Source organism: Rhodobacter capsulatus (assembly GCF_003254295.1).
Classification (GTDB): domain Bacteria; phylum Pseudomonadota; class Alphaproteobacteria; order Rhodobacterales; family Rhodobacteraceae; genus Rhodobacter; species Rhodobacter capsulatus.
The window spans coordinates 148,083-168,763 of the sequence record NZ_QKZO01000001.1 but is presented as its reverse complement, the minus strand read 5'-3'; the positions used below and the strand labels follow the sequence as shown (position 1 = coordinate 168,763).

The following is a 20,681-nucleotide window of genomic DNA, read 5'->3' as shown; positions in this document are numbered from 1 at the left end:
TCTGGAACCTAGAAGACCCTCGCAGCCTGCTCTTGCCATGTCTCCCCGGCCAGAAAGCACAGGTCGTAAAGACTGACCGCCGATGCCTCGCGGCCGCAGGTCAGGCGCTTCAGCACCTCCGGCGCCAAATAAGCGAGGCGTAGCTGGCGGCTGACATGGCGTTCGGCCAGACCGACGGCCTCGGCCAGTTCCTGGATTGTGGCGAACTCGCCTGCCTCCATGCGCCGCCGCCATCCCCATGCCCTGCCGATGGCGCGCAGGATGTGCGGGTCCTGCGTCTGATCCTCGCTCGGGCTGTAATCGGCGGGCGGCATGATCTTGGGTCGCCCGTTCTTCTTGCGCAGCTTCAGGGGGATCAGAACGCGGATCGTGTCATTGCTTCGGGTCATGCGGCGGCCTCCATGTCGCGCGGTGCGATCATTTCGCGGATGACGCCCGCGACACCTTCGCGGCGGATGGTCGAGCCCGCCGCGAAGGGCGAGGTCGAGCAGCGCATCGTCGAACGCTGGACCCCGCTCGAGGTCAGCTTCGTGACCGTCCCCGCCGATCCCCGCGCGCAGGTCCGCGCCGCGGATCAGGCCAGCTATCCCGTCGAGATCGTCGACACCCGCATGCAAAAGGAGGCATCCATGCCTGAGAACACGACCATCGTGGCCGGGGATGTCCCCGCCAGCACCGAGACCCGTCAGCCGCCCGTCGCGGCTCCGGCGAACACCGAACCGACCGGCGCACCCGACAGCGAGGCCATCGCCACCCGCGCCCGCGAGGCTGAACGCGACCGCGTCTCGACCATCTACGATCTGGCGGGCCGTCTGAACCTCGAGCGCAGCTTCGCCGAGGACCTGGTGAAGCGTGGGGTCAGCGTCGATGAATCCCGCCGCCTGATCCTCGACCAGGTCGCGGCGAAGTCGCCTACATCCTTTCCGTTCCGCCAGATGGCGGTCGAACCGCTCATCGGCCCGCGCGATCAGCTGCTTGTAGAAGCGCTTCTCGCTCACGCCCGACTTGTCCCCGCCGATAAGCAGGATCGCCTGCCGGTCGGGATCGAATGCGATGCGCCATACGCCGTCAGCAGCGTTACGGCGCAGTTCCTTCATGTTCGCATGCTTCGACCCGGTCAGGGTGTCGGCATGCGGTCGTCCGAGTGTCGGCCCCTCGCGTTCCAGAAGGAGTGCGCGGGCCAGAATCGCGTCTTGAACCTCCGGTGGGAGTGCGTCGAACTCCGGTTCGAACTCCTCGGCAAACGAAACCGCCCACGGCATGCGATCATCATGTCTTGGAAGCTATATAGCCGCAAAGCACTAATTTTGCAAGAACGGCCCGAGTACAGCCATGCCCACCCCCCGAGAAACAATCCTCATCGCGCTGTACACGCGGCTTTCGGCGTTGCCCGCCACCACCCTGCGCGGTGACGTGCTTCCCGAACGAGTGCCTGCCGCTGGCCTCCTGATCCTGCGCGACGGCGAGCCGGGCGAGCCCGAGGTGACGCTCTCGCCCCTGCGTTACCACTACCAACACCGGGCCGAGATCGAGGCTGTCTTGCAGGGCGCCACGCGTGATGCCGCCTTCGACACTCTCTGCGCCAGCATCGGCGCGGCGCTTGCCGCTGACCGCACGCTGGGCGGCCTCTGCGACTGGGTCGAGGCGGAAGCGCCACGGCCCGTCGATCTGCCGGTCGAGGGTGCTGCCAGCCTGAAGGCGGCGGTGATCCCGGTCATTCTGCACTATTCCACGGCCGATCCGCTGGCCTGACCCTACCCACTTAGGAGAACAAGATGGCACGAGCCCATGGGGCGCGGGCGCAGATGGCGCTTGCGTTCGAATCCGTTTATGGCACCGCGCCCGCCACCGGCTACCGCACGGTGCCGTTTGCCAGCGCCACGCTCGGCTCCGAACAGCCGCTGATCGCCTCGGAACTGCTGGGCCATACATGACGCGCCGCTCCTCACGGTGGCGTCGCCGTACTTCGATCCGGATGGTACGGGCATCGAAAAGCTCTCTGCGATGACCCGCTGCGACGATATCCACCTGCACGCACATCCGTCCGGTAGTCTCGGCGGGGGCGTCACGCAGCCTTGGCCCTATGCCGCGAAACGGCAATGGGAACCTGTGACGCTAACGCATTGTTTATCATTGCAGAGTACAATTCGCCGTCGCCACCATGAGCCGCAACCATGTTTGCGCAAACCAATAAGAAATCACGCGCGGGCGCGCTGGCAATCCAACCGGCCCCCAATGGCCGGCTGAATGCAGCGCGCCCGTCAAACATCGCAGATAGTCATCGCAAAGAATACCTGCGTGGCCGACGTTATGTCCGCCGACCTTGGTGGGCTCCGAGCGGGTTCGCCGCCATCCCCACCGCCGGGCTTGATCCGGCCCACAGTCCGGCGTCTCCCGCGGTCCCCGCGCTTGATCTGGGTCCGGGTCCCCATCGTCAGCAAGTTTCTGAATTCGTTATTCTTCCACCTCGTCTGGCCCGTCCGAAGACGGCGCCGGTCGAGACAGGCCCGCCACGATTCGACTAAATTCGTCGAGGATGTCTCCGTGGTTCTTTTCGAGATAGCGATTGATCCGGTCATTCGTGAGCAGGCGTTCGACGTAGCGGCCTGCGACAACCAAACGTAGATGATCGGGGCCAAGCGTCCCCTCGATCAGCTTGATGTTCTTTTGCAAGCTGGCCATCTCGGTCTTCATCCGCTCAGCCTGTTCTCGCGTGACACCCGGAGTCTCTTTCCTCATTGCCGGATCGACAAGGTCTTCGGCATCCGTCGCGGCGAGGATGGCCTCGGCATAGGCCACCGTGTAATTCTTCGCTGCGATCATAAGTTCGGCCGCTTGAATCTGCCGCAAGGGCTTCATCTTGCGCAGGGACCGGAAACTATTGACCGGGCAATGCTTGTCCTTCAGGAGTTCGGCTGCCTCGGGGCAGATGCCGTTCAACAATGTTCGCTTTCGCCGGATCAGCGCCACATCCACATTCAACGCCGCAGCGATACGGGCCTCTGGAACGCCACGATCAATGGCGCGCAAGATCATCTTGTGTTCTTGGATCGTTGCAAGGCGACTGATGCGTTTGTTGTAGGTGAAGGACTCGTCGTCGGTCGCGACCAGGCAGGTGATGGCGTCGGTGCCCATCTCCTTCAAGACATGCAGACGGACATGACCATCGAGCAGGATGAACGTTCCTTCCAAGCCAGGAGCACGTGCGACCACGAGCGGTTCGATCAAGCCGGCCTCGCGGATCGATGCGGCGATCTGCGCATATTTCCGGCCCTTGGCAACCGCGGTCGGCAGTTGCTTCACCGGCAGAATGGCGGCGATTGGGATATGACGCAGGGTTGGCTCGAAGCCCGGCCCCCTGGGAGGGGGCGTTTTGCGCATCTGTGTCATGTCCGAGGTTCCTTGAGACCTTCGACCACCATGCTCGGCAGAGAATCCAGCCCCTCGGCACGGAGCAAGGTGAGGAAGTTCTCATCCTTGAGCAGGGACTGAAACGCCGCGTCGAGAAACAGCAGGTTGCCGCGCGTCGACTGGGCCCTGCGGATCATGTCCTGCTGGCGTTCCGCCTCGATACGATAGGCCCGGACGAGCGCCGCCGATGTCATCCGCCCCCCAGATCGCTTTGTGCGCGTGGCACCTTTTCTCTTGCCATGCCGGTGGCGCAGTTCCACCAGCCGCCGAGCTTCCAGAAGCTTCTTGCCCCGCAACTCACCGGAAGCATAGGCTGCCTCCAGCGCCTTCTGCACATCCTTCTCTTCCGCCCGGGTGATATACAGTGCGACACTGAGGGGCATCTGACCGGTCTCGACCGCGATCAGCAGTCGTTCCTCGCCGTTGGCGATCAACTCGCCAATTTCGTGAACGTACGACCATGACAATCCGGTTTTCTCGGCGATGTCGTGGTCCGAATATCCTCGGTCCCGCAGGATGGCGATATCCTGCAGCAACTCGAGAGGTCGCTGCTGACGACGGGCGATGTTCTCGATCACGCTACGCAGAAGTCGTTCGACCTCGTTCGCGTCCACGACGACGGCCGGGATGTGGGTTTCGCCAAGTGCAACATAGGCCTCCATCCGCCCCTGACCGCAGACCAGCCGATAGGCATCCCCTGGCGCCGTGTCATCCCGCGCGACGGTGATCGGCTTCTTCAGCCCCACCTTGCCGATACTGTCCACCAGTGCACGGAAGGTCTTTTCAGATCGTTCGCGTGGATTTTCAATGGTGATGGCCGCAATTGGGATAATCTGCACCTTGTCGTGGGTTTCGATATCGCTCACCATGGTGTCACCTCGGAAACGGTAACGCGCCGGGCCATGTCGAAGAAGAAGTCCAACGTTTCAAAACGGAAGGCGTCCAGCATCAGGCCATTCTCCTCTGCAAGCCCCAGAGGTTTGCTCCGCATCTCGAATTGGGGCAGCAGGTAGTAATCGAGCGCATCAGTGTTCGTGCGATTCATCCTGATGGCGATGGTGATATCGGGCGCGAGGCCGGTGTCGAAGCGGATCTTCCAGCGCAAGCCGCCTGAGGACGTTTCGCGACAGCGGGCGACGACGACGGATGCCGTGAATTCGCTGTTGATGGTCAGCATGTCCGTCGCAGGGTTCCTGATCACAGCACCGCCAAGCCGGGTGATGTCGTGGATCACGCGCTCAATCTCGTCGCCGTGAAATTGCCGCAACAGGCGGTTGGCTTCGATGTAGCGATAGTCGCGATCCGGGGTGAACCCGACAAGGGAGTAAGCCCTGAGCAGGCTGCCGAAGCGATGGGCATAGGCGCCGCTGGACGGCATCCCATCTGCTTCGTCGATCACCAGCCCGGAAATGTAACCATGACGCTGGAGCAACCGGATAAGGCGCTCCAGCATCTCTTCATCCGAGAAGCGACGGTTGCGCGCCGCGATGATGGCCTGGGCCTTCTGAAACTGTTTCGGCTCGACGATGGCATCGAAGGCGCCGTCCGAACGGATCCACATCTCCGGGCCGTTGGCGACCCGCTTGCGCTTCAGTTTGAATGAGCGCCGGTTGTAGACGTTGTTGCCGATGTATTTCTCATTGGTCAGGATCTGATGGACGGTCGCGCGGGTCCAGGTCCGCCCAAGATCGGTGAGGATGCTGCGTTCATTCAGTTCTGCCGCAATTTCGCTTTCCGACAGGCCCTTCTTCAGAAATTGGCTGTAGATCCAGCGCACCGTCCGGACCTCCCCGTCTGGTCCGGGAACCAGGACGACGCGATCAGTCTGAAGGCTCTTGTGTTCACCGCGCTTCAGTTCGGTTTTCACTTCGCCCCGTTCATTGAGCAGGGCACGACGCAATCCAAAGCCCGCCGGGCCGCCCTGACGATAGCCGAGCTCAATAAGACGGCATTGGCCCGCGAAGACTTTCACGGAAAGCTCACGGCTGTATTCGCCCGCCATCGCGCGCTTGACACTTTTCACGATGGTGGAAGTCGGAGAACCATCGTTCTCGAACTGTTCCGCGCAATAGGCGACCTGCATTCCCGCCTTCCGGCAGCGATACTCGTAATAGGCTGATTCGTCCGTGTCTTGAAAGCGCCCCCAGCGGGTGACGTCATAGACCAGAATCACGCTGAATTCGGCTTCGCCGGATTCGACATCGGCGATCATCTGCTGCAATGCCATCCTGCCGCCGATGATCAGGCCACTTTTTGCCTCATCCGAATAGGTTTTGACAATCCTGATGCCGCGGTGTTCGGCGTATTCGCGGATAGTCTGCGCCTGGTTTTGGGTTGAATACTGTTGATGCTCGGTCGACATCCGGACGTACTCCGCAGCCGGCAATTGCTTGGACGGCTCGGTTTCTCCTTCGGATAATGGTGCTTTTCCTCGAGCCACGCTCGCCTCCCAAGAAATCATGTGGGCTGCTTCGAGCTAATGGCCCTCTGCCGCAGGTTGGGCGCAAATACGAACTGCCGCTTTTCATGTCCTTCCCGGAGTATTATCGAAGGAGGACGCAGAGATGCGGATCAAGACGGGCACATTTGTGCCGAAAACGGGCACAAATGTGCACCTTGAAGCCGATCTAGCCAACTACCGGGCCGCCATTGCCGCTGCGCTTCGGGACGAACTCGGTCTGACGCATCGAGCCGTCAAGACGGCGATGCGGTGGACGGGTGCCAGCGAGCGGACCGTGAAGTACTGGATCGCGGGCGAGCGTGGGCCGAGCGGCGAGCATCTGATCGCACTGGCCAGGCACTCGGATATCGTGTTCCACATGGTCCTGCTGCTGGCTGATCGGCACGACGACGCGGATGCCGAGTAAGGTCAAGCCGCCACAGAGGCGGCGGGGAGTCCAAATTGGTCCACCGCCGCCAGACTTGATGTGTAGTATTTTTTGGTTATATTGAATACACGCCACGCCGCAGGAGCCTGCCATGTCCCGCACCACGACCATGACCGTCCGCCTCAGCGGCGCGCTCAGCGACTTCGTTGCGGCCAACGTCGGCGAAAACGGCTCCTACGAGAACATCAGCGAATACGTGCGCGACCTGATCCGGCGAGACAAGGAGCGGGCCGAGCAGGAGGCTTTCGACCGGTTGAAAGCCGAATTGACCCGCGCCTTCGCCGCGCCCGAGACCAGCTACAAGCCGCTGACGGCCGCCGAAGTCATCGCTCGCAACCGGGCCTGACCAAATGGCGATCCGGGTTCAGGAGGCGGCCTCACTCTGCCTCGATGACATCTACCGCTATACGCGCGACCGATGGGGCGAAGTCCAAGCTGATTGCGACATCACCGGCATGTTTGAAGCGTTCGAACGGATCGAGGCCCATGGCGTTGCCTCGAAGCCTATCCCGGCAGAGTTCGGCGTCGAAGGATTCTTCTTTCGCTACGAGCATCACGTCGTCTATTGGCGCCGACTGTCCGACGGCGATATCGGTATCGTCGCGATCCTGCATGAGCGCATGCATCAGATCGACAGGCTCAGGGAAGATTTTCGCGACTGAATTGGCAGGCGCTCACACCCCTGACGCCTGTATGAGCCGTTGGCCGTTGTGCAGCTCGATCCCGGTCCAGCCACGCCCGGTCCGCTGCGCGGCCACCAGGGTCGAACCGCTGCCACAAACGGGTCCAGCACAAGGTCGCCCGTAAACCTCCGCCGAGGGCCGTCTGGACTTACCGGTTTTTCTCGTCGGCCATGATGCGCTCGATGACGTCGGGGTCGCACTTTTCGGCGCGCAGGAACCCGAGGATCCCGCCTTTCCAGGTTCGAATGTCGGCGAGGAGTTCTTGCATGCATTCAATGCCGCGGTCGGTGAAGGTGGCCAGGCGCCCGCGGCGGCGCGTTCCATGCGCAGCCTCTCTTTCGGGGCAGGGAATGCCCGTCCCTCAGGCGCGCAGCCGCTCTGCCTGCGGCGTCTCTTCCCAGCCCTGGAAATGCGCGATCAGCTTGCCCAGATCCGCGACCGCCGCCGCAAGCGAGGTGGTCGCCGCGGTGGTTTCTTCGAACATCGCGGCGTTTTCCTGCGTCGCGGTGTCGAGCTGGCCCAGCGCACGGGTGACTTCCGAGATCCCCTGCTCCTGCTCCGTGGCACTTGCGGCGATCTCGATGACGCGTCCGGAAATGTCGGAAACCGCGCTTGAAATCGTCTCAAGCGCCGTGCCGCAATCGCGCACCAGCGCCACCCCCTCGCTCACCTGGGCGCCGCTGTCGGCAATCAGCGTGCCGATCTGCGCCGCGGATTCGGCCGCCCGTTGCGCCAGCGCCCGGACCTCGGAGGCGACGACGGCAAAGCCGCGCCCGGCCTCTCCGGCGCGCGCGGCCTCGACCCCGGCATTCAGCGCCAGAAGATTGGTCTGGAAGGCAATGTCGTCGATCACGTTGATGATCCGGGTGATCGCCTGCGAGGAGGCTTCGATCCGCTGCATCGCCTCGACCGCCGCCTGCATCGTCACCTGCGACCGGCCCGCCCGATCACAGGCGTCCTGCGCCAGATTGCGCACGCTGTTGATCCCGGAACTGGTCTGGCCCACCGCGGCCAGCATCTGATGCATGGCCGAGGCGGTCTCGTCCAGCGCCGCGGCCGAGGATTCGGTCCGCCGCGACAGGCTGACGGCGGCATTCGCGATCTCGTCGCTGTCGGTGCCGATGCTGCGCGCGGCGGTTGAAATCTCGCTCACGATCTGGCGCAGGCTGTCGGCGGCGGCGTTGAAATCGTTGCGCAAAGTCTTGAAGGATTCGCCGGAGAACTGATCGATCGTCACATCGAGCCGCCCTTCGGCCATCGCCCGAAGCGACGCGCTCAGCGATGTCACGACGCGTTGCAGGGCTGCGTCGGCAGTGGCGCGTTCGGCGTCGATGGCGGCACGGCGCGCATCTTCCGCGGCGCGGCGGGCATCCTCGGCCTCGCGGGCGCGGCTTTGGTCCAGACGCTCGCGCTCGATTTCCTGCCGGGCGCGGTCCCGTTCCAGCTCTGCATTGGCGGCGCGCTCGGCGGCAAGGCGGGTTTCGGTCTCGCGCGCCTGCACCAGGGCCAGCCGAAACCGCTCCAGCGTCCGCGCCATGCGCCCGATCTCGTCGGGCCGGTCGCGATGCGGCACGTCGTTGTCCAGACGCCCCTGTCCGACCTCGTCCATTGCGAAAGTGAGCCGGGTCAGCGGCAGGCTGATCGCGCCGGACAGCCGCACCGCCAGCAGCGCCGCCGCCGCGATCACCAGCAGACCGATGCCCAGCACCGCAAGGCTCATCCGGAAGAGCGGAGACAACAGCTCGGGCGCCGCCTGACTGGTCAGCAAGGCCCATCGGGTGCTCAGAAACGTCAGCGGCCGGTAGGCGATGAAGCGATCGCCCCGCGCATCTTCCACCCGCATCACACCGGTTTCGCCCGCCAGCGCGGCCCGGGTCGCGGCGTTTTCCTCGCGCGTGGTCAAGATGTCATCCGTGGGCGTCGCCGTCAGGTCCGAACGCAGAAGCCCGTCCGCCCCCACAAGATAAGCCGCCTTGCTGTCGCTGCCGTCGGTGACATTCTGCACGGCGGCATTCATCGCCCCGATCGGCAGCTGGATCGCGATCACGCCAAGCCGGTTGCCGGCGTCGTCCATAACGGGCGCGGCGACGAAGGCTGCGGGCAGATCGGCACTGGGCGCGTAGCGGGCGAAATCGCGAAAGGCGGCGCCGCCGCGGGGCAGCGCCATCGATTCGCGAAAGACCGCGGCAAGGTCGGTTTCCTTGCCTTCGCCGGTCTGCAGGTTCGTCGCGAAATCGCGTTCCTTGAAGACGGTGTAGACGACATTGCCCTGCGGATCGATCAGGAAGATGTCGTAAAATCCGCGCTCGGCCAGGCGCGTCGCGAGGCCAGGATGCAGGTCGGCATGCAGCGCGTCGTAGGGGCTGCCGTCCTGCGCCGAAACCAGCCGGTTCTTCTCGCCCAGCGGGTTCGGATTGTCGTCGATATAGGTCTTTTGCAGCGACTCCCGGGCCGCGGGAAGCGTGCCATAGGCCTCTGTCATCGCCACCAGCGCGCGTTGAAGCGCACGATCCTGCGCCATCGACAGCAGATCGGCCCGGGTTCCGTTCAGCAAAAGCTCCAGCGTCTGCGCCGGTCCGCGGGCCAGCGTGGTCAGCGTCGCCTCGGAGCTTTCAAGCAGGGCCTGACGGGTGATCAGATAGGCGGGCAGGGCGGCGCAAAGCCCCGCCATCAGCGCGACAAGCGTCATCATCACCGGCAGACGCCGAGAGAGATCCAACGCATTCATCCATGAAAACATGCCAGGCCTTCGAACTTGATCACAGCACCGATTCCGCAGCGTAAGGCGAAAAGCTTAAAATGCTGCGAATGGCGTTGCGGGGACGCGGCGCCGTCGCGGCCCTCTGAGGGAGGGAGGGCCCTGTGTCCCGGGGCGGTGATTTCGCCCGCCGGATCAGTAGATCGGGGGCGACACCACCCAGATCACCACGGCCGGTTCGGGGCCTGCGTTGCGCCAGGCGTAATCGGCCCCGGCAAACTGGAAACTGTCGCCGGGGGAAAGCGCGACCTCGGTTTCGCCGAGGATCAGCGTCAGCCGACCCGACAGCAGCACCCCGCCATCCTCGGCCGGGCGGGCCTTGCGCGGGCCGCCGCTTGAGGCCCCCGGCGCGAAGACCGAGCGGATCATCTCGAATGAACCGCCGAGCGTGGGCGAGAGAAGCTCCTCGGTCAGCCCGGTTTCGGCCGAGCCGATGCTGGGGCGGTCGGCGGCGCGCAGCACCAGCCCCTGTTCTTGCGGCGCGCGGCCCGAGGAGCGGAAGAAGAAGCTGAGCGTGACCCCCAGCCGCTCGGCCAGCAGCCCGAGGTCGCGCACCGAAGGGGTGGTCTGGCCGCGTTCGATCTGGCTGAGCCAGCCGAGCGAGCGCCCGATATCGGCGGCGAGCTGCTTGAGCGTCAGCCCCCGCGTCTTGCGCAGCGCGCGGATATCGTCGCCGACATGATGCTGCATCAAAGGCCCCTTTTTTGCCGCATCCTGCCGAAAGCGGCTGAAAACCTCAAGCCATGCGGCGGTGCGGTATGAAAATTCTCGCCAAAAATACGCAAAAATGAAATTTCGTGTTGAAATTTCATTCATGCAAGGGCTAGTTGAAGGGGCGGGCGGCGGTCCCGCCATGCCCCTCAGCCCCGGATACCCCCATGCCCGATCTTGCCCCCCCCGACCTTCCCGCAAAAGCCCGCGTCGTGATCATCGGCGGCGGCATCTCGGGCTGCTCGGTCGCCTATCATCTGGCGAAACTGGGCTGGACCGACATCGTGCTTCTGGAGCGCAAGCAGCTCACCTCGGGCACCACATGGCATGCGGCCGGGCTGATCGGGCAATTGCGCGCCAGCCAGAACATGACCCGGCTCGCCAAATATTCCGCCGATCTTTACGGCAGGCTCGAGGCGGAAACCGGCCTTGCCACCGGGTTCCGGCGCTGCGGCTCGATCACCGTGGCGCTGAGCGCGGAGCGGCGCGAGGAGATCTTTCGTCAGGCGGCGCTGGCGCGGGCCTTCGGCGTCGCGGTCGACGAACTTTCCCCGGCCGAAGTGCTGCGGCTTTACCCGCATCTGAACATCGACGGCGTGGTAGCCGGGGTGCATCTGCCCGGCGACGGCCAGGCCGATCCGGGCAATATCGCGCTGGCGCTGGCGAAGGGGGCGCGGATGGCGGGCGCGCGGATTGTCGAGCAGGTGAAGGTGACGCGGGTCACCTCTGCCGCGGGCCGGGTAACCGGCGTGGAATGGCAGGCGGCGGGGGCGCGGGGCCTTATCGCCGCCGATCACGTGGTCAATTGCGGCGGCATGTGGGGGCGCGATCTGGCGGCGCAAAACGGCGTCACCCTGCCGCTGCATGCCTGCGAGCATTTCTACATCGTCACCGAGACCCTCCCCGATCTGGCGCGATTGCCGGTGCTGCGGGTGCCCGACGAATGCGCCTATTACAAGGAAGACGCAGGGAAAATCCTGCTTGGCGCCTTTGAGCCGAAGGCCAAGCCCTGGGGTATGAACGGCATTTCCGAAGACTTCTGCTTCGACCAGCTGCCCGAGGATTTCGACCATTTCGAGCCGATCCTCGAACAGGCGGTGGCGCGGATGCCGATGCTGGCCAGGGCGGGCATCCACACCTTCTTCAACGGCCCCGAAAGCTTCACCCCCGATGACCGCTATTATCTGGGCGAGGCGGCGGAGCTGCGCGGCTACTGGGTGGCGGCGGGGTACAATTCGATCGGCATCGTGTCCTCGGGGGGCGCGGGGATGGCGCTGGCGCAATGGATGCATGACGACGCGCCGCCCTTCGATCTGTGGGAGGTCGACATCCGCCGCGCGCAGCCGTTCCAGCGCAACCGCCGCTATCTGCGCGACCGGGTCAGCGAGACGCTGGGCCTGCTTTACGCCGATCATTTCCCGTTCCGGCAGATGGCGAGCGCGCGGGGCATCCGCCGCTCGCCGCTGCATGAGGCGCTCAAGGCGCGCGGCGCGGTCTTTGGCGAGGTGGCGGGCTGGGAACGCGCGAACTGGTTTGCGCAGGAGGGGCAGGAGCGGGGCTATCGCTACAGCTGGAAGCGGCAGAACTGGTTCGAAAATCAGCGCGCCGAACACATGGCGCTGCGCGCGGGCGTGGGGCTTCTCGACATGACCTCCTTCGGCAAGATCCGGGTCGAGGGGCGCGATGCGGCGGCCTTCCTGCAGCGGCTCTGCGCCAATCAGATCGACGTGCCCGTCGGCCGCATCGTCTATACGCAGATGCTGAACCCCCGCGGCGGCATCGAGGCCGACCTGACCGTCACCCGGCTTTCGGAAACCGCCTTCTTCCTTGTCGTGCCGGGGGCGACGCTGCAGCGCGATCTGGTCTGGCTGCGGCGGCATCTGGGCGCGGATTGGGTCACGATCACCGATGTCACCGCCGCCGAAGCCGTGCTGCCGATCATGGGGCCCCGCGCGCGCGATCTTTTGCGCCGCGTCTCGCCCGACGATTTTTCCAACGCCGCGCATCCCTTTGGCACGGCGCGGGAGATCGAGATCGGCATGGGCCTCGCGCGGGCGCATCGGGTCAGCTATGTGGGCGAGCTGGGCTGGGAGCTTTACATCTCGACCGATCAGGCCGCGCATGTGTTCGAGACCCTGATCGAGGCGGGCGCCGAGGTCGGGCTGAGGCTGTGCGGGCTGCATGCGATGGACAGTTGCCGGATCGAAAAGGGCTATCGGCACTTCGGCCATGACATCACCGACGAGGATCACGTGCTGGAAGCCGGGCTGGGGTTCGCGGTGAAGCCGGAAAAGGGCGATTTCATCGGCCGCGAGGCGGTGCTGCGCAAGCGCGACAGCGGTCTGACGCGGCGGCTGGTGCAGTTCCGCCTGACCGACCCCGAGCCGCTGCTGTTTCACAACGAGCCGATCCTGCGCGACGGCGTGATCGTGGGGCAGCTCACCTCGGGCAATTACGGCCATGCGCTGGGCGGTGCGATCGGGCTGGGCTATGTGCCCTGCCGCGCCGACGAGACGGCGGCGGAGCTTCTGTCGGCGCGTTACACGATCGATGTGGCGGGCCGGATCTTCGCGGCCGAGGCGAGCCTCGCGCCGCTTTACGACCCGAAATCCCTCCGCCCGCAGGCCGATCCGGCGGTCTCCGGTCCGGCGCAAGGCCTCTGAGCCGATCGCCCCCGCAAGCCCCCGCCGTCAGGGCGCGGGATTGCGCTGCAATGCCTCGGGCAGCGGGATGAATTCGGCACTGTCGCCGGGCGGAAGCCGGAACCGGCCGTGGTCCCAGTCGCCCTGCGCCCAGGCCTGTTGCGCGGCCTCGATCTTCTCGCGCGAGGAGGCGACGAAATTCCACGAGATGTAGCGCGGCCCGTTCAGCGTCGCCCCGCCCAGGGCCATCAGCCGCGCGCCCTGCGGCCCGGCGCTCAGGCTGATCCGGTCGCCGGGGCGAAAGACCATCATCCGCCCGGCCTCGAACATGTCTCCGGCCACCGTGACCGCGCCTTCGACGACATAGACGCCGCGATCCTCGTGCTCGTCGGGCAGGGGCAACCGGGCGCCGGGCGCCAGAACGACATCGGCGTAAAAGGTCTCGGAAAAGGTTTTCACCGGCGCCCGCGCCCCCCAGGCCTGACCCAGGATCAGCCGCACCTGTTTGCCCTCGGCTTCCAGAAAGGGCAGCGCCGTCTTGCTGTGATGCTCGAAACTGGCGGCGCGGTCCTCCTCGGCCTCGGGCAGCGCCACCCAGGTCTGGATGCCGAAAAGCGATCCGCGACGGGTGCGCATCTCATGGCTCGTGCGTTCGGAATGGGTCACGCCACTCCCCGCGATCATCCAGTTCACCGCGCCCGGATGCACGATCTGATGCGCGCCGGTGCTGTCGCGGTGCTCGAACGCGCCCTTGTAAAGATAGGTGACCGTGGCAAGGCCGATATGCGGATGCGGCCGGATGTCGATGCCGCCGCCGGTCAGGAATTCGGCCGGGCCGACCTGATCGAAGAAGATGAAGGGGCCGACCATCTGCCGCGCGGGGGCGGGCAGGGCGCGTCGCACCTCGAAGCCGCCGATGTCGCGGGCGCGCGGGATGATCAGGGTCTCAACGGCCCCGGGGCCGGGGGCGTCATGCGCCTGCGTCGGGTTCCAGCTCATCCTTGCCTCCTCTGTCGCGGGGATGAGAGGAATATAGGGCGCATTTCGCCTGCGTCCCGGCCGTTTCCTGCGCGGGATCTGTGCGGGGACGCACCGGAGGGTGGCGCATGAGCCGCACCATCCGCGACAGGCTTGAAACTTCTGCCAGTGCGCGCGCCACCGCCGCGCTGAGCCTTGGCGCGGCGGGGTCGGTGGCGATCTGGGAAAACCGCGATGACCGGGTGCGCTACGGCGGGCACAGCGGCCATGTCTTCAGCCTTTATCTCGAGGGCGGCACCGGCACCCGGCGCACCGACGGAAGGTTCGGCCACGGTCGGCCGGGGGCCGTCTGCTGACGGCCGAGGCGGCGCGGGCGGATCTGATCGCCGATCTGGGCGCCGGGCCGCTGCGGCTCAAGGGCGGGCTGGCGCCGCATCTGTTGCGCCGGATCGACGACTGGATCGCCGCGCATCTGGACGGCCCGATCCGGCTTGGCGCTCTGGCCGATCTGGTCGGGCTTTCCGAATTCCACCTGCACCGGATGTTTCACGCCGCGCGCGGCGTGCCGCTGCAGGGCTGGGTCCGGGCGGCGCGGATCGCGCGGGCGAAGCGGCTTTTGGCCACCGAGACCCCGCTCATTGAAATCGCGCTGGGCTGCGGGTTTTCCAGCCAAAGCCATTTCACCCGCGCCTTCAAGGCCGAAACCGGGTTGCCCCCGCAGGCCTGGCGCGCGGCTACCCGCGCCGCGCGGCCGTCATCCGGCGTCCGTCGCGCAGGTTCAGCCACAGCAACCGCAGATTGACCGCCCCCGCGATCAACTCGATCGCCTGCACCAGCGCGAAATCAAGCCCGAACGCCCCGGCCCGCGCCCGCATGGCGAGAAAAAGCGCGGAGGGCACCAGAAGGAACAGCCCATTGGCGGCGATGGTCTGCATCCGTTTGCGCTTGACCCCGATCCCCCCGCCGGTGGCGCCGCGCGCCAGCGCCAAACCGCTGGCCCCGGTCGCCGCCAGCGCCGGGATCAGGAGCAGAAAGCCCCAAAGAATGGCGGTCTTGACCGTGGCAATGGTGGCGGCGGAGCCGAAGAGTTCGGCCAGCACCGTCGCGCTCCAGAAACTGGCGATGGTGGCAAGGGCGATGAGACCGGCAAGCGGGTGAAGGGTCTTTGTCATGGTACTCTCCTTGGGTTGCGCGCGCCGCGGGGCCGCGGTATCGTCACGAGGTTGCATAAATGACAATAGATTGTCAAAATGAGGGACTGTTGACGAATGCACAGGGAGCTGCGCAGTGAAGCAGGCGAGGCGCTGACGGCGCTGGTGCTGGAGCTTTTCCGGGTCAACAACCTGCTGCTGGCCTGGGGGGACCGGCTGGTGGCGCCTTTGGGGCTGACCTCGGCGCGCTGGCAGGTGCTGGGCGCGGTGGTGGTGGCGGCGCATCCGCAGCCGGTCGCCTGGCTGGCCCGCGATCTGGGCGCCAGTCGGCAGAATGTGCAGCGCATCGTCAACGATCTGGCGCAGGAGGGGCTGGTGACCTTTGCCCCCAACCCGCATCACAAGCGCGCGCAGCTGGTCGTGCTGACCGACAAGGGGGCGGCGGCCGCGGCCTCGGCGCTGGGGCTTTACGATCCGCAGGTGAATGCCCTGGCCGAGGGCCTTTCGCCCGGAGAGATCGCGGCGGCAAACCGGCTGCTGGCCGTGCTGAAGGCGCGGTTGACAGCCGCTGTCTGACCGGGCCGCCTCGCCTCCAGGCCGGACGCCTGTCTGCCGCCGCAGTCACGTCCCCTCAGCCGTGCTTGATGAAGGTGCCGTTGTTCAATTCGCGCAGGGCCTGACGCAGTTCCTCTTGCGTGTTCATCACGATCGGCCCGTGCCAGGCGACGGGTTCCTGGATCGGGCGGCCGGTCATCAGCAGAAACCGGATCCCCTCGTCGCCTGCCTGCACCGTGATCGCCTCTCCCGTGCCGAAGCGCACGAGGGTGCGATTGCCGGTGCGGTCGCGCAGGGTCAACTCCTGCCCGCGAAACTCCTTCTCGACCTTGATACCGACCGGATCGGCTGCATCCCGGAACGTTCCCGATCCGGCAAAGACATAGGCCAGCGCATTCGCCCGCGTGTCCACCGGCAGCACCTTGCGCCGCCCCGGCGGGACCGAGACGTCAAGCAGCATCGGGTTCGCCGCGATCCCGTCGACCGGGCCGGTCTTGCCCCAGAACGTGCCGATGATCACCTTGACGGTGGTGCCATCGTCATCCCCCTCTACGGGGATGTCGCCCGCCGAAACGTCCTGATAGCGCGGCGCGGTCATCTTCAGCGCGGCAGGCAGGTTGGCCCAAAGCTGAAAGCCGTGCATCTGTCCCTCGGCATTGCCGAAGGGCATTTCCTGATGCACGAGCCCCGAGCCCGCCGTCATCCATTGCACCCCGCCCGCGCCAAGCAGCCCCCGGTTGCCCAGCGAATCCGCGTGTTCCACCTGACCCTCGAGCACATAGGTGATCGTCTCGATGCCGCGGTGCGGATGCCACGGAAACCCCTTGGAATAAAGCCGCGGATCGTCGTTGCGAAAATCGTCCATCATCAGGAAGGGATCGGTCAGCGCCGGGTCGCCAAAGCCGAAAACGCGTTGCAGATGCACGCCTGCGCCTTCGATGGCGGGCGCTGCGGTGCTGGTGGCAAGAACGGGTCTGAAGGTCATCGGCGGCTCCCTGGGTCGATGCGCTTAATCTGGCTCGGACTCGGGAAATTGGAACTGGCGAAGATCCGGCATTCCCTGTGCGCAGATGCGCAGATATCACGGGCGTGTCGGGCAGCCCCCCACACGGCGCACCGATCAAGGAGAAACGCATGTCCCTTCCCGCAGGCCCGTTCCGCTTCATCGCGCTCGATGTCGAGACCGCCAATGCCGATGCTGCGAGCCTGTGCCAGATCGGGCTGGCTTGTGTCCGGCACGACGGCGCAATCGAGGTGTTCAGCACGCTGATCGACCCGCGCCAGCCCTTTGCGCCCTTCAATCTGGCGCTGCACGGCATCGGCCCGGCGCAGGTGCGCGGGGCGCCGACCTTCCCCGAGGTCCTGGCCCTGATCGCGCCCCTGCTTGAACCGCAGATCGTCATTCAGCACAGCCCCTTCGACCGGGGGGCGATCCATCGGGCCTGCAACGCCCACGACCTGCCCGAGCCGGTCTGGCACTGGGCCGACAGCGTGCAGATCGCCCGCCGCGCCTGGCCCGAATTTTCCGGCAAAGGCGGGCACGGGCTTGCCCATCTCAAACAGGCGCTGGCCCTCGACTTTGTGCATCACGACGCGGGCGAGGATGCGAAGGCCGCCGCGATGGTGGTTCTGCGCGCCGAGGTGCAGACCGGGCTGCGGCTGGAGGAGTTGATCGGCCCCGCGCGCCGGCCCCGTGTTGCCGCACCGCGACAGGGGCAGGCGGACGACAGCCGGGCCGCGGTCCGGCCTGTCCAATGATCAAGGCCTGTTCGGGATGGCGCTGCGACCAGATCCCGCCGGAGCAGGAGACCGCCAGTGTCACCGCCGAAGCCGCGCAAGGAGCAAGAGGCACTGCGTCAAGCTGTTGGGGCTGCGACACCCCGCCACGGATGGCAACGCGCCCGGATCGCCGCCCACCCGGCGGCGATCCCACCTCCGCGACATGCGGTATCGTGGTTTCAGCCGGGTCCCGGGATCTTCTCCCCGCTCGTTGCATCATGCTGCTGTTGCGCGGAAAATCCACTTATCCCGGCTGTTCGGATTTCCGCAACCAACCTCTGTCTTCTCTATATATGCAAACCTGAGCGCCCTCGATATGGTCGCCTGATCGTTGCACAAATCACCCTCCGGTAACCCCCGGGCGGCTCGGCCCGGGGCTGCGCCACCCATGGCCTCGCAGGTTCATGAGCTTCCGGTCGCCGTCGACGGGTATCGGCGCACCGCGCGGCGCGTGCTTTCCATTCGTGTCGGAGGCGAGCAATACTCCGACGATCCAGCATCAGGATGCCGAGCGATTTCAGGGGCTCTCCCGACGTTGTTGCCAATGACGCGCAAAGGTTTTTGAGACGCGATGAGAAAGCTGTCCGAAAAATACATCTATCTGCAGGTTGCCCGGGCGATCGAGGACAAGATTGCCCGAAAGGTGCTGTGTCCCGGCGACAAGATCCCCTCCGTTCGGGTGTTGATGCGCGATGCAGGGGTCAGCCGCAAGACCGTGGAGAAGGCGATCGACGAGCTGCGGCGCCGGGGGGTCATCTACACGCGCGATCGCATCGGGCATTTCGTGGCCGACACCGGGTCGATGCGCAACACCTGGCTGGAGGGCTTCGAGGCCGGGCAAACGGAAGAGGCGATGGTCGCGCGGCTGATCCTGGGCGGGCAGGACCGCGCGCGGTCCTTTTCGTCGGCGGTGCTCGAGACGGAGCTGATCCCCGCGGCGCGGATCGCGACCTTGGCCAAGCAGGCGATCGGGCACTCCTGGGACGATTTCGTGACGCTGGAATTGCCGCCGGGCAGCGTCCGCCTGAGGCGACTGATCGCACAGGCTTTGAGGCGCCGCGGGGTCACGTGCTCGGCGGAGGATGTCCTCATCACCGAGGGGGACAACACATTCCTGCGCCTCCTGCTGCAGTTTCTGTCGAAGCGGTTCGGCGCGATCGCGCATGACCGGATCTGTTATTTCGGCTGTCTGAGGGCCGTCGAAGGGTTGACCCTGTCGGTGCACAAGCTGGAGTCCGACAGTGTGCGGGGCTTTGATACCGAGCGCGCGATCGCGCTGATCGAAGCGGGCAGGATCGGGATGCTGTTCCTCAATCCGACGCTGAGCAACCCGTTGGGCTACACCTTGCCCCTCGAGGATCGGCGACGGCTGGTGAGGGCGGCGCAGGCGCGGGACTGCGTCATCATCGAGGATGACGTGTTCGACGGGCTTCTCGAGGCAAAGGACAGCCCCCCTCCCTTGAAGGCCTTCGATGAGACCGGATGTGTTCTTTATCTCGGGTCGCTCTCCAAGGTTCTGGCGCCCGGGCTGCGGGTCGGATGGTGCCTGCCGGGGCGTTTCCACGCGGATCTGACGGGCAAGCTGTTGTCGGAAAACCGCTGCATCTCCACGCCCGGACAGCGGATCGCCGAACGACTGATCGGCTCGCAGATGCTTGAAGACCATCTGAAGGGCGTGCGCCAGATCTTCGCCCGCCAAAGGCAGGAGATCCTTGGCCTGATCGCGACCCATTTCCCCGCCGGAACGCAGATTTCCCGCCCGCTGGCCGGAGGGGTCTACTGGATCACGCTGCCGGACAATGTCGATGCCGACAGGTTTTTTGCCGCGTTGGAGGCAGGCGGGATCGAGGTTTCGCGCGGGACGATCTTCGGGGCGCCGCAGACCCCTGCAAGCTTTCGGCTCTGCATGACGCGCAGGCTCTGTGCCGCCACGCGCGCGGTGCTGATCGAGATCGGCGAAATCGCCGCGAGGGGCTGAACGCCTCGGATCTGTGTCTCCTCGAAACCGGCCTCTGTGCCCCTTCTGGCGGCGCGGATGCACGCATAGGCTGTGCCAAATTTCAGGCTACGAGGTGGCTATGCTAGAGATTGCGACGCGCGCGCTGTCACGGGATCGGCAAACCGGCGAAACGGGGTTCCTGTGGAACCTGATCAGCCCGATGCAATTTGCCGAGATCGATTTCGGGCCGGATCTGAATGTCGTTGTGAAGTTCGAGGGCTCAAATCCGGGCGGGTCGATCAAGCTCAAGACGGCGCTGGCGCTGGTGGCCAATTGCGAAGCGGCAGGCCGGTTGCGCCCCAACGGACATGTGATTGAATCCTCGTCGGGCAATCTGGGCATCGCTTTGGCGATGGTCTGTGCCAACCGCGGTTACAAATTCACCTGCGTGGTCGACCCGAACGCCGCGAAAGACAGCCTCGCCCTGATCCGAGCGCTTGGCGGCAATCTCGTCGTCGTGTCCGAGAAGGACGCGAACGGCGGCTATCTGGGGAGCCGGATCGCCCATATCGAGGCGGCGCTGGCGCAGGATCCCGAACTCGTCTGGACCAACCAATACGCCAATCCCGCCAATCCCGATATTCACGCACGCACCACCGCCAACGAGATCCTGATGACCTATCCGGAGGTCGATTACCTGATCGTCGGGGCGGGCACGACGGGCACCTTGATGGGATGCCTGTCGCGGTTCCGCGAGGTGGGACATCCAGCCAGGATCATCGCGGTCGATGTCGTCGGCTCGGTGACCTTCGGGGGCCCCTCCGGGACACGGCGTATCCCGGGGCTGGGCACAAGCCGACGCCCGCCGATCAGCGAGGCGCACCGGCCCGACGAGGTCATCATGGTCGACGAGGCTCAGACGATCCTCGAATGCCGACGCTTCGCGCGCCACCATGGCGTGCTTCTGGGCGGCTCGTCCGGGTCCGTCCTGGCCGGTATTCGCACCCTGCAACACCGTCTTCCGGCCGGGGCGCTCGTGGTGACGATCAGTCCTGATCGCGGCGACAAATATGTCGACACGATCTACAGCGACGCCTGGGTTGCCCAGCACTACCCCGGGCTTCTCGCCCGGAACTGAGGCGCCCCGGTCGCAATCGTCGCCCGAGCGGGCGCACACCCGGTCCGT

The 20,681-nt window shown here is 65.5% G+C and carries 20 protein-coding genes and 1 pseudogene; 12 read left to right on the top strand and 9 right to left on the bottom strand.

Translation table 11 applies throughout. From position 1 onward, the window contains the following. Positions 1–8 precede the first annotated feature (8 nt). Positions 9–1,262 (bottom strand): type II toxin-antitoxin system RelE/ParE family toxin, encoded by a 1,254-nt coding sequence (locus LY44_RS18190; RefSeq protein WP_223230698.1) that lies wholly within the window; start codon positions 1,260–1,262, stop codon positions 9–11. 70 nt (positions 1,263–1,332) lie between these two features. Between LY44_RS18190 and LY44_RS00815 the strand changes: the two genes are divergently transcribed. Then, positions 1,333–1,752, top strand: a complete 420-nt coding sequence (locus tag LY44_RS00815; RefSeq protein ID WP_055212415.1) for a hypothetical protein — start codon at positions 1,333–1,335, stop codon at positions 1,750–1,752. Between the two features lie 23 nt (positions 1,753–1,775). After that, a pseudogene (locus LY44_RS17785) lies at positions 1,776–1,928 on the top strand (phage tail tube protein); the annotation flags it as partial. A 526-nt stretch (positions 1,929–2,454) separates the two neighbouring features. Here LY44_RS17785 and LY44_RS00810 read toward each other — a convergent pair. The 3 genes from LY44_RS00810 to LY44_RS00800 are packed head-to-tail and all read right to left on the bottom strand — an operon-like array spanning position 2,455 to position 5,872. Continuing rightward, positions 2,455–3,390 (bottom strand): plasmid partitioning protein RepB C-terminal domain-containing protein, encoded by a 936-nt coding sequence (locus tag LY44_RS00810; RefSeq protein ID WP_055212417.1) that lies wholly within the window; start codon positions 3,388–3,390, stop codon positions 2,455–2,457. Beyond that, entirely contained in the window at positions 3,387–4,280 is an 894-nt protein-coding gene (locus tag LY44_RS00805) for a ParB/RepB/Spo0J family partition protein (RefSeq protein WP_055212418.1), read from the bottom strand. The genes LY44_RS00810 and LY44_RS00805 overlap by 4 nt, the downstream gene beginning before the upstream one ends. After that, a complete protein-coding gene (locus tag LY44_RS00800; protein WP_269082776.1) occupies positions 4,274–5,872 on the bottom strand; it encodes a recombinase family protein in 1,599 nt (532 codons plus the stop codon). The genes LY44_RS00805 and LY44_RS00800 overlap by 7 nt, the downstream gene beginning before the upstream one ends. Positions 5,873–5,975: 103 nt before the next feature. On the opposite strand from LY44_RS00800, the gene LY44_RS00795 reads away from it, so the two are divergent. The 3 genes from LY44_RS00795 (at position 5,976) to LY44_RS00785 (ending at position 6,961) form a co-directional block, all read left to right on the top strand. Beyond that, a complete protein-coding gene (locus tag LY44_RS00795) occupies positions 5,976–6,278 on the top strand; it encodes a helix-turn-helix domain-containing protein (protein WP_055212422.1) in 303 nt (100 codons plus the stop codon). Between the two features lie 112 nt (positions 6,279–6,390). Continuing rightward, a complete protein-coding gene (locus LY44_RS00790; RefSeq protein WP_055212423.1) occupies positions 6,391–6,645 on the top strand; it encodes a ribbon-helix-helix domain-containing protein in 255 nt (84 codons plus the stop codon). Between the two features lie 4 nt (positions 6,646–6,649). Further along, a complete protein-coding gene (locus LY44_RS00785; RefSeq protein WP_055212425.1) occupies positions 6,650–6,961 on the top strand; it encodes a type II toxin-antitoxin system RelE/ParE family toxin in 312 nt (103 codons plus the stop codon). Between the two features lie 382 nt (positions 6,962–7,343). Here the strand turns inward: LY44_RS00785 and LY44_RS00780 are convergent, their stop codons facing one another. Then, positions 7,344–9,722: a methyl-accepting chemotaxis protein gene (locus LY44_RS00780; RefSeq protein ID WP_081024414.1), complete on the bottom strand. Its 2,379-nt coding sequence runs from the start codon at positions 9,720–9,722 to the stop codon at positions 7,344–7,346. 153 nt (positions 9,723–9,875) lie between these two features. Further along, on the bottom strand, positions 9,876–10,430 hold the full coding sequence (locus tag LY44_RS00775) for a helix-turn-helix domain-containing protein (protein WP_055212507.1): 555 nt from the start codon (positions 10,428–10,430) through the stop codon (positions 9,876–9,878). A gap of 188 nt (positions 10,431–10,618) precedes the next feature. On the opposite strand from LY44_RS00775, the gene LY44_RS00770 reads away from it, so the two are divergent. Then, a complete protein-coding gene (locus tag LY44_RS00770) occupies positions 10,619–13,114 on the top strand; it encodes a GcvT family protein (protein WP_055212428.1) in 2,496 nt (831 codons plus the stop codon). A 27-nt stretch (positions 13,115–13,141) separates the two neighbouring features. Here the strand turns inward: LY44_RS00770 and LY44_RS00765 are convergent, their stop codons facing one another. Beyond that, positions 13,142–14,092 (bottom strand): pirin family protein, encoded by a 951-nt coding sequence (locus LY44_RS00765; protein ID WP_055212430.1) that lies wholly within the window; start codon positions 14,090–14,092, stop codon positions 13,142–13,144. A 107-nt stretch (positions 14,093–14,199) separates the two neighbouring features. On the opposite strand from LY44_RS00765, the gene LY44_RS18095 reads away from it, so the two are divergent. Both LY44_RS18095 and LY44_RS18090 read left to right on the top strand, forming a co-directional pair. Beyond that, the gene (locus LY44_RS18095) at positions 14,200–14,427 is read left to right on the top strand and encodes a hypothetical protein (RefSeq protein ID WP_055212432.1); all 228 of its coding nucleotides are present in this window, start codon (positions 14,200–14,202) and stop codon (positions 14,425–14,427) included. A gap of 83 nt (positions 14,428–14,510) precedes the next feature. After that, a complete protein-coding gene (locus LY44_RS18090; RefSeq protein WP_055212433.1) occupies positions 14,511–14,873 on the top strand; it encodes a helix-turn-helix transcriptional regulator in 363 nt (120 codons plus the stop codon). On the opposite strand, the gene LY44_RS00755 is transcribed toward LY44_RS18090, so the two are convergent. Further along, positions 14,806–15,243, bottom strand: coding sequence for a hypothetical protein (locus LY44_RS00755; protein WP_055212434.1), 438 nt, complete (start codon positions 15,241–15,243; stop codon positions 14,806–14,808). The two genes, LY44_RS18090 and LY44_RS00755, sit on opposite strands and share 68 nt — an antisense overlap. A gap of 96 nt (positions 15,244–15,339) precedes the next feature. Here LY44_RS00755 and LY44_RS00750 point away from each other — a divergent pair, with 96 nt between their 5' ends. Beyond that, positions 15,340–15,798, top strand: coding sequence for a MarR family winged helix-turn-helix transcriptional regulator (locus LY44_RS00750; protein ID WP_055212435.1), 459 nt, complete (start codon positions 15,340–15,342; stop codon positions 15,796–15,798). A gap of 55 nt (positions 15,799–15,853) precedes the next feature. On the opposite strand, the gene LY44_RS00745 is transcribed toward LY44_RS00750, so the two are convergent. Then, entirely contained in the window at positions 15,854–16,762 is a 909-nt protein-coding gene (locus tag LY44_RS00745; RefSeq protein WP_055212436.1) for a pirin family protein, read from the bottom strand. A 149-nt stretch (positions 16,763–16,911) separates the two neighbouring features. Here LY44_RS00745 and LY44_RS00740 point away from each other — a divergent pair, with 149 nt between their 5' ends. From LY44_RS00740 to sbnA, 3 genes are all read left to right on the top strand, one after another. Further along, positions 16,912–17,535 (top strand): 3'-5' exonuclease, encoded by a 624-nt coding sequence (locus LY44_RS00740; protein ID WP_055212509.1) that lies wholly within the window; start codon positions 16,912–16,914, stop codon positions 17,533–17,535. Positions 17,536–18,127: 592 nt separating this feature from the next. After that, positions 18,128–19,534 carry an aminotransferase-like domain-containing protein gene (locus tag LY44_RS00735; RefSeq protein ID WP_055212439.1) on the top strand — a complete coding sequence of 469 codons (1,407 nt, stop codon included), beginning with the start codon at positions 18,128–18,130 and terminating at the stop codon, positions 19,532–19,534. Positions 19,535–19,634: 100 nt separating this feature from the next. Then, entirely contained in the window at positions 19,635–20,633 is a 999-nt protein-coding gene (sbnA, locus tag LY44_RS00730; protein ID WP_081024415.1) for a 2,3-diaminopropionate biosynthesis protein SbnA, read from the top strand. Positions 20,634–20,681 lie beyond the last annotated feature (48 nt).

Coding starts and splice junctions, on each gene's coding strand:
- LY44_RS00740 (WP_055212509.1), top strand. CDS start 16,912: ATGTCCCTTCCCGCAGGCCCGTTCCGCTTCATCGCGCTCGATGTCGAG.
- LY44_RS00815 (WP_055212415.1), top strand. CDS start 1,333: ATGCCCACCCCCCGAGAAACAATCCTCATCGCGCTGTACACGCGGCTT.
- LY44_RS00735 (WP_055212439.1), top strand. CDS start 18,128: ATGAGAAAGCTGTCCGAAAAATACATCTATCTGCAGGTTGCCCGGGCG.
- LY44_RS00750 (WP_055212435.1), top strand. CDS start 15,340: ATGCACAGGGAGCTGCGCAGTGAAGCAGGCGAGGCGCTGACGGCGCTG.
- LY44_RS00770 (WP_055212428.1), top strand. CDS start 10,619: ATGCCCGATCTTGCCCCCCCCGACCTTCCCGCAAAAGCCCGCGTCGTG.
- LY44_RS18095 (WP_055212432.1), top strand. CDS start 14,200: ATGAGCCGCACCATCCGCGACAGGCTTGAAACTTCTGCCAGTGCGCGC.
- LY44_RS00780 (WP_081024414.1), bottom strand. CDS start 9,722: ATGTTTTCATGGATGAATGCGTTGGATCTCTCTCGGCGTCTGCCGGTG.
- LY44_RS18190 (WP_223230698.1), bottom strand. CDS start 1,262: ATGCCGTGGGCGGTTTCGTTTGCCGAGGAGTTCGAACCGGAGTTCGAC.
- LY44_RS00755 (WP_055212434.1), bottom strand. CDS start 15,243: ATGACAAAGACCCTTCACCCGCTTGCCGGTCTCATCGCCCTTGCCACC.
- LY44_RS00795 (WP_055212422.1), top strand. CDS start 5,976: ATGCGGATCAAGACGGGCACATTTGTGCCGAAAACGGGCACAAATGTG.
- LY44_RS00775 (WP_055212507.1), bottom strand. CDS start 10,430: ATGCAGCATCATGTCGGCGACGATATCCGCGCGCTGCGCAAGACGCGG.
- LY44_RS00790 (WP_055212423.1), top strand. CDS start 6,391: ATGTCCCGCACCACGACCATGACCGTCCGCCTCAGCGGCGCGCTCAGC.
- LY44_RS00805 (WP_055212418.1), bottom strand. CDS start 4,280: ATGGTGAGCGATATCGAAACCCACGACAAGGTGCAGATTATCCCAATT.
- LY44_RS00785 (WP_055212425.1), top strand. CDS start 6,650: ATGGCGATCCGGGTTCAGGAGGCGGCCTCACTCTGCCTCGATGACATC.
- LY44_RS00745 (WP_055212436.1), bottom strand. CDS start 16,762: ATGACCTTCAGACCCGTTCTTGCCACCAGCACCGCAGCGCCCGCCATC.
- LY44_RS00800 (WP_269082776.1), bottom strand. CDS start 5,872: ATGATTTCTTGGGAGGCGAGCGTGGCTCGAGGAAAAGCACCATTATCC.
- sbnA (WP_081024415.1), top strand. CDS start 19,635: ATGCTAGAGATTGCGACGCGCGCGCTGTCACGGGATCGGCAAACCGGC.
- LY44_RS00765 (WP_055212430.1), bottom strand. CDS start 14,092: ATGAGCTGGAACCCGACGCAGGCGCATGACGCCCCCGGCCCCGGGGCC.
- LY44_RS00810 (WP_055212417.1), bottom strand. CDS start 3,390: ATGACACAGATGCGCAAAACGCCCCCTCCCAGGGGGCCGGGCTTCGAG.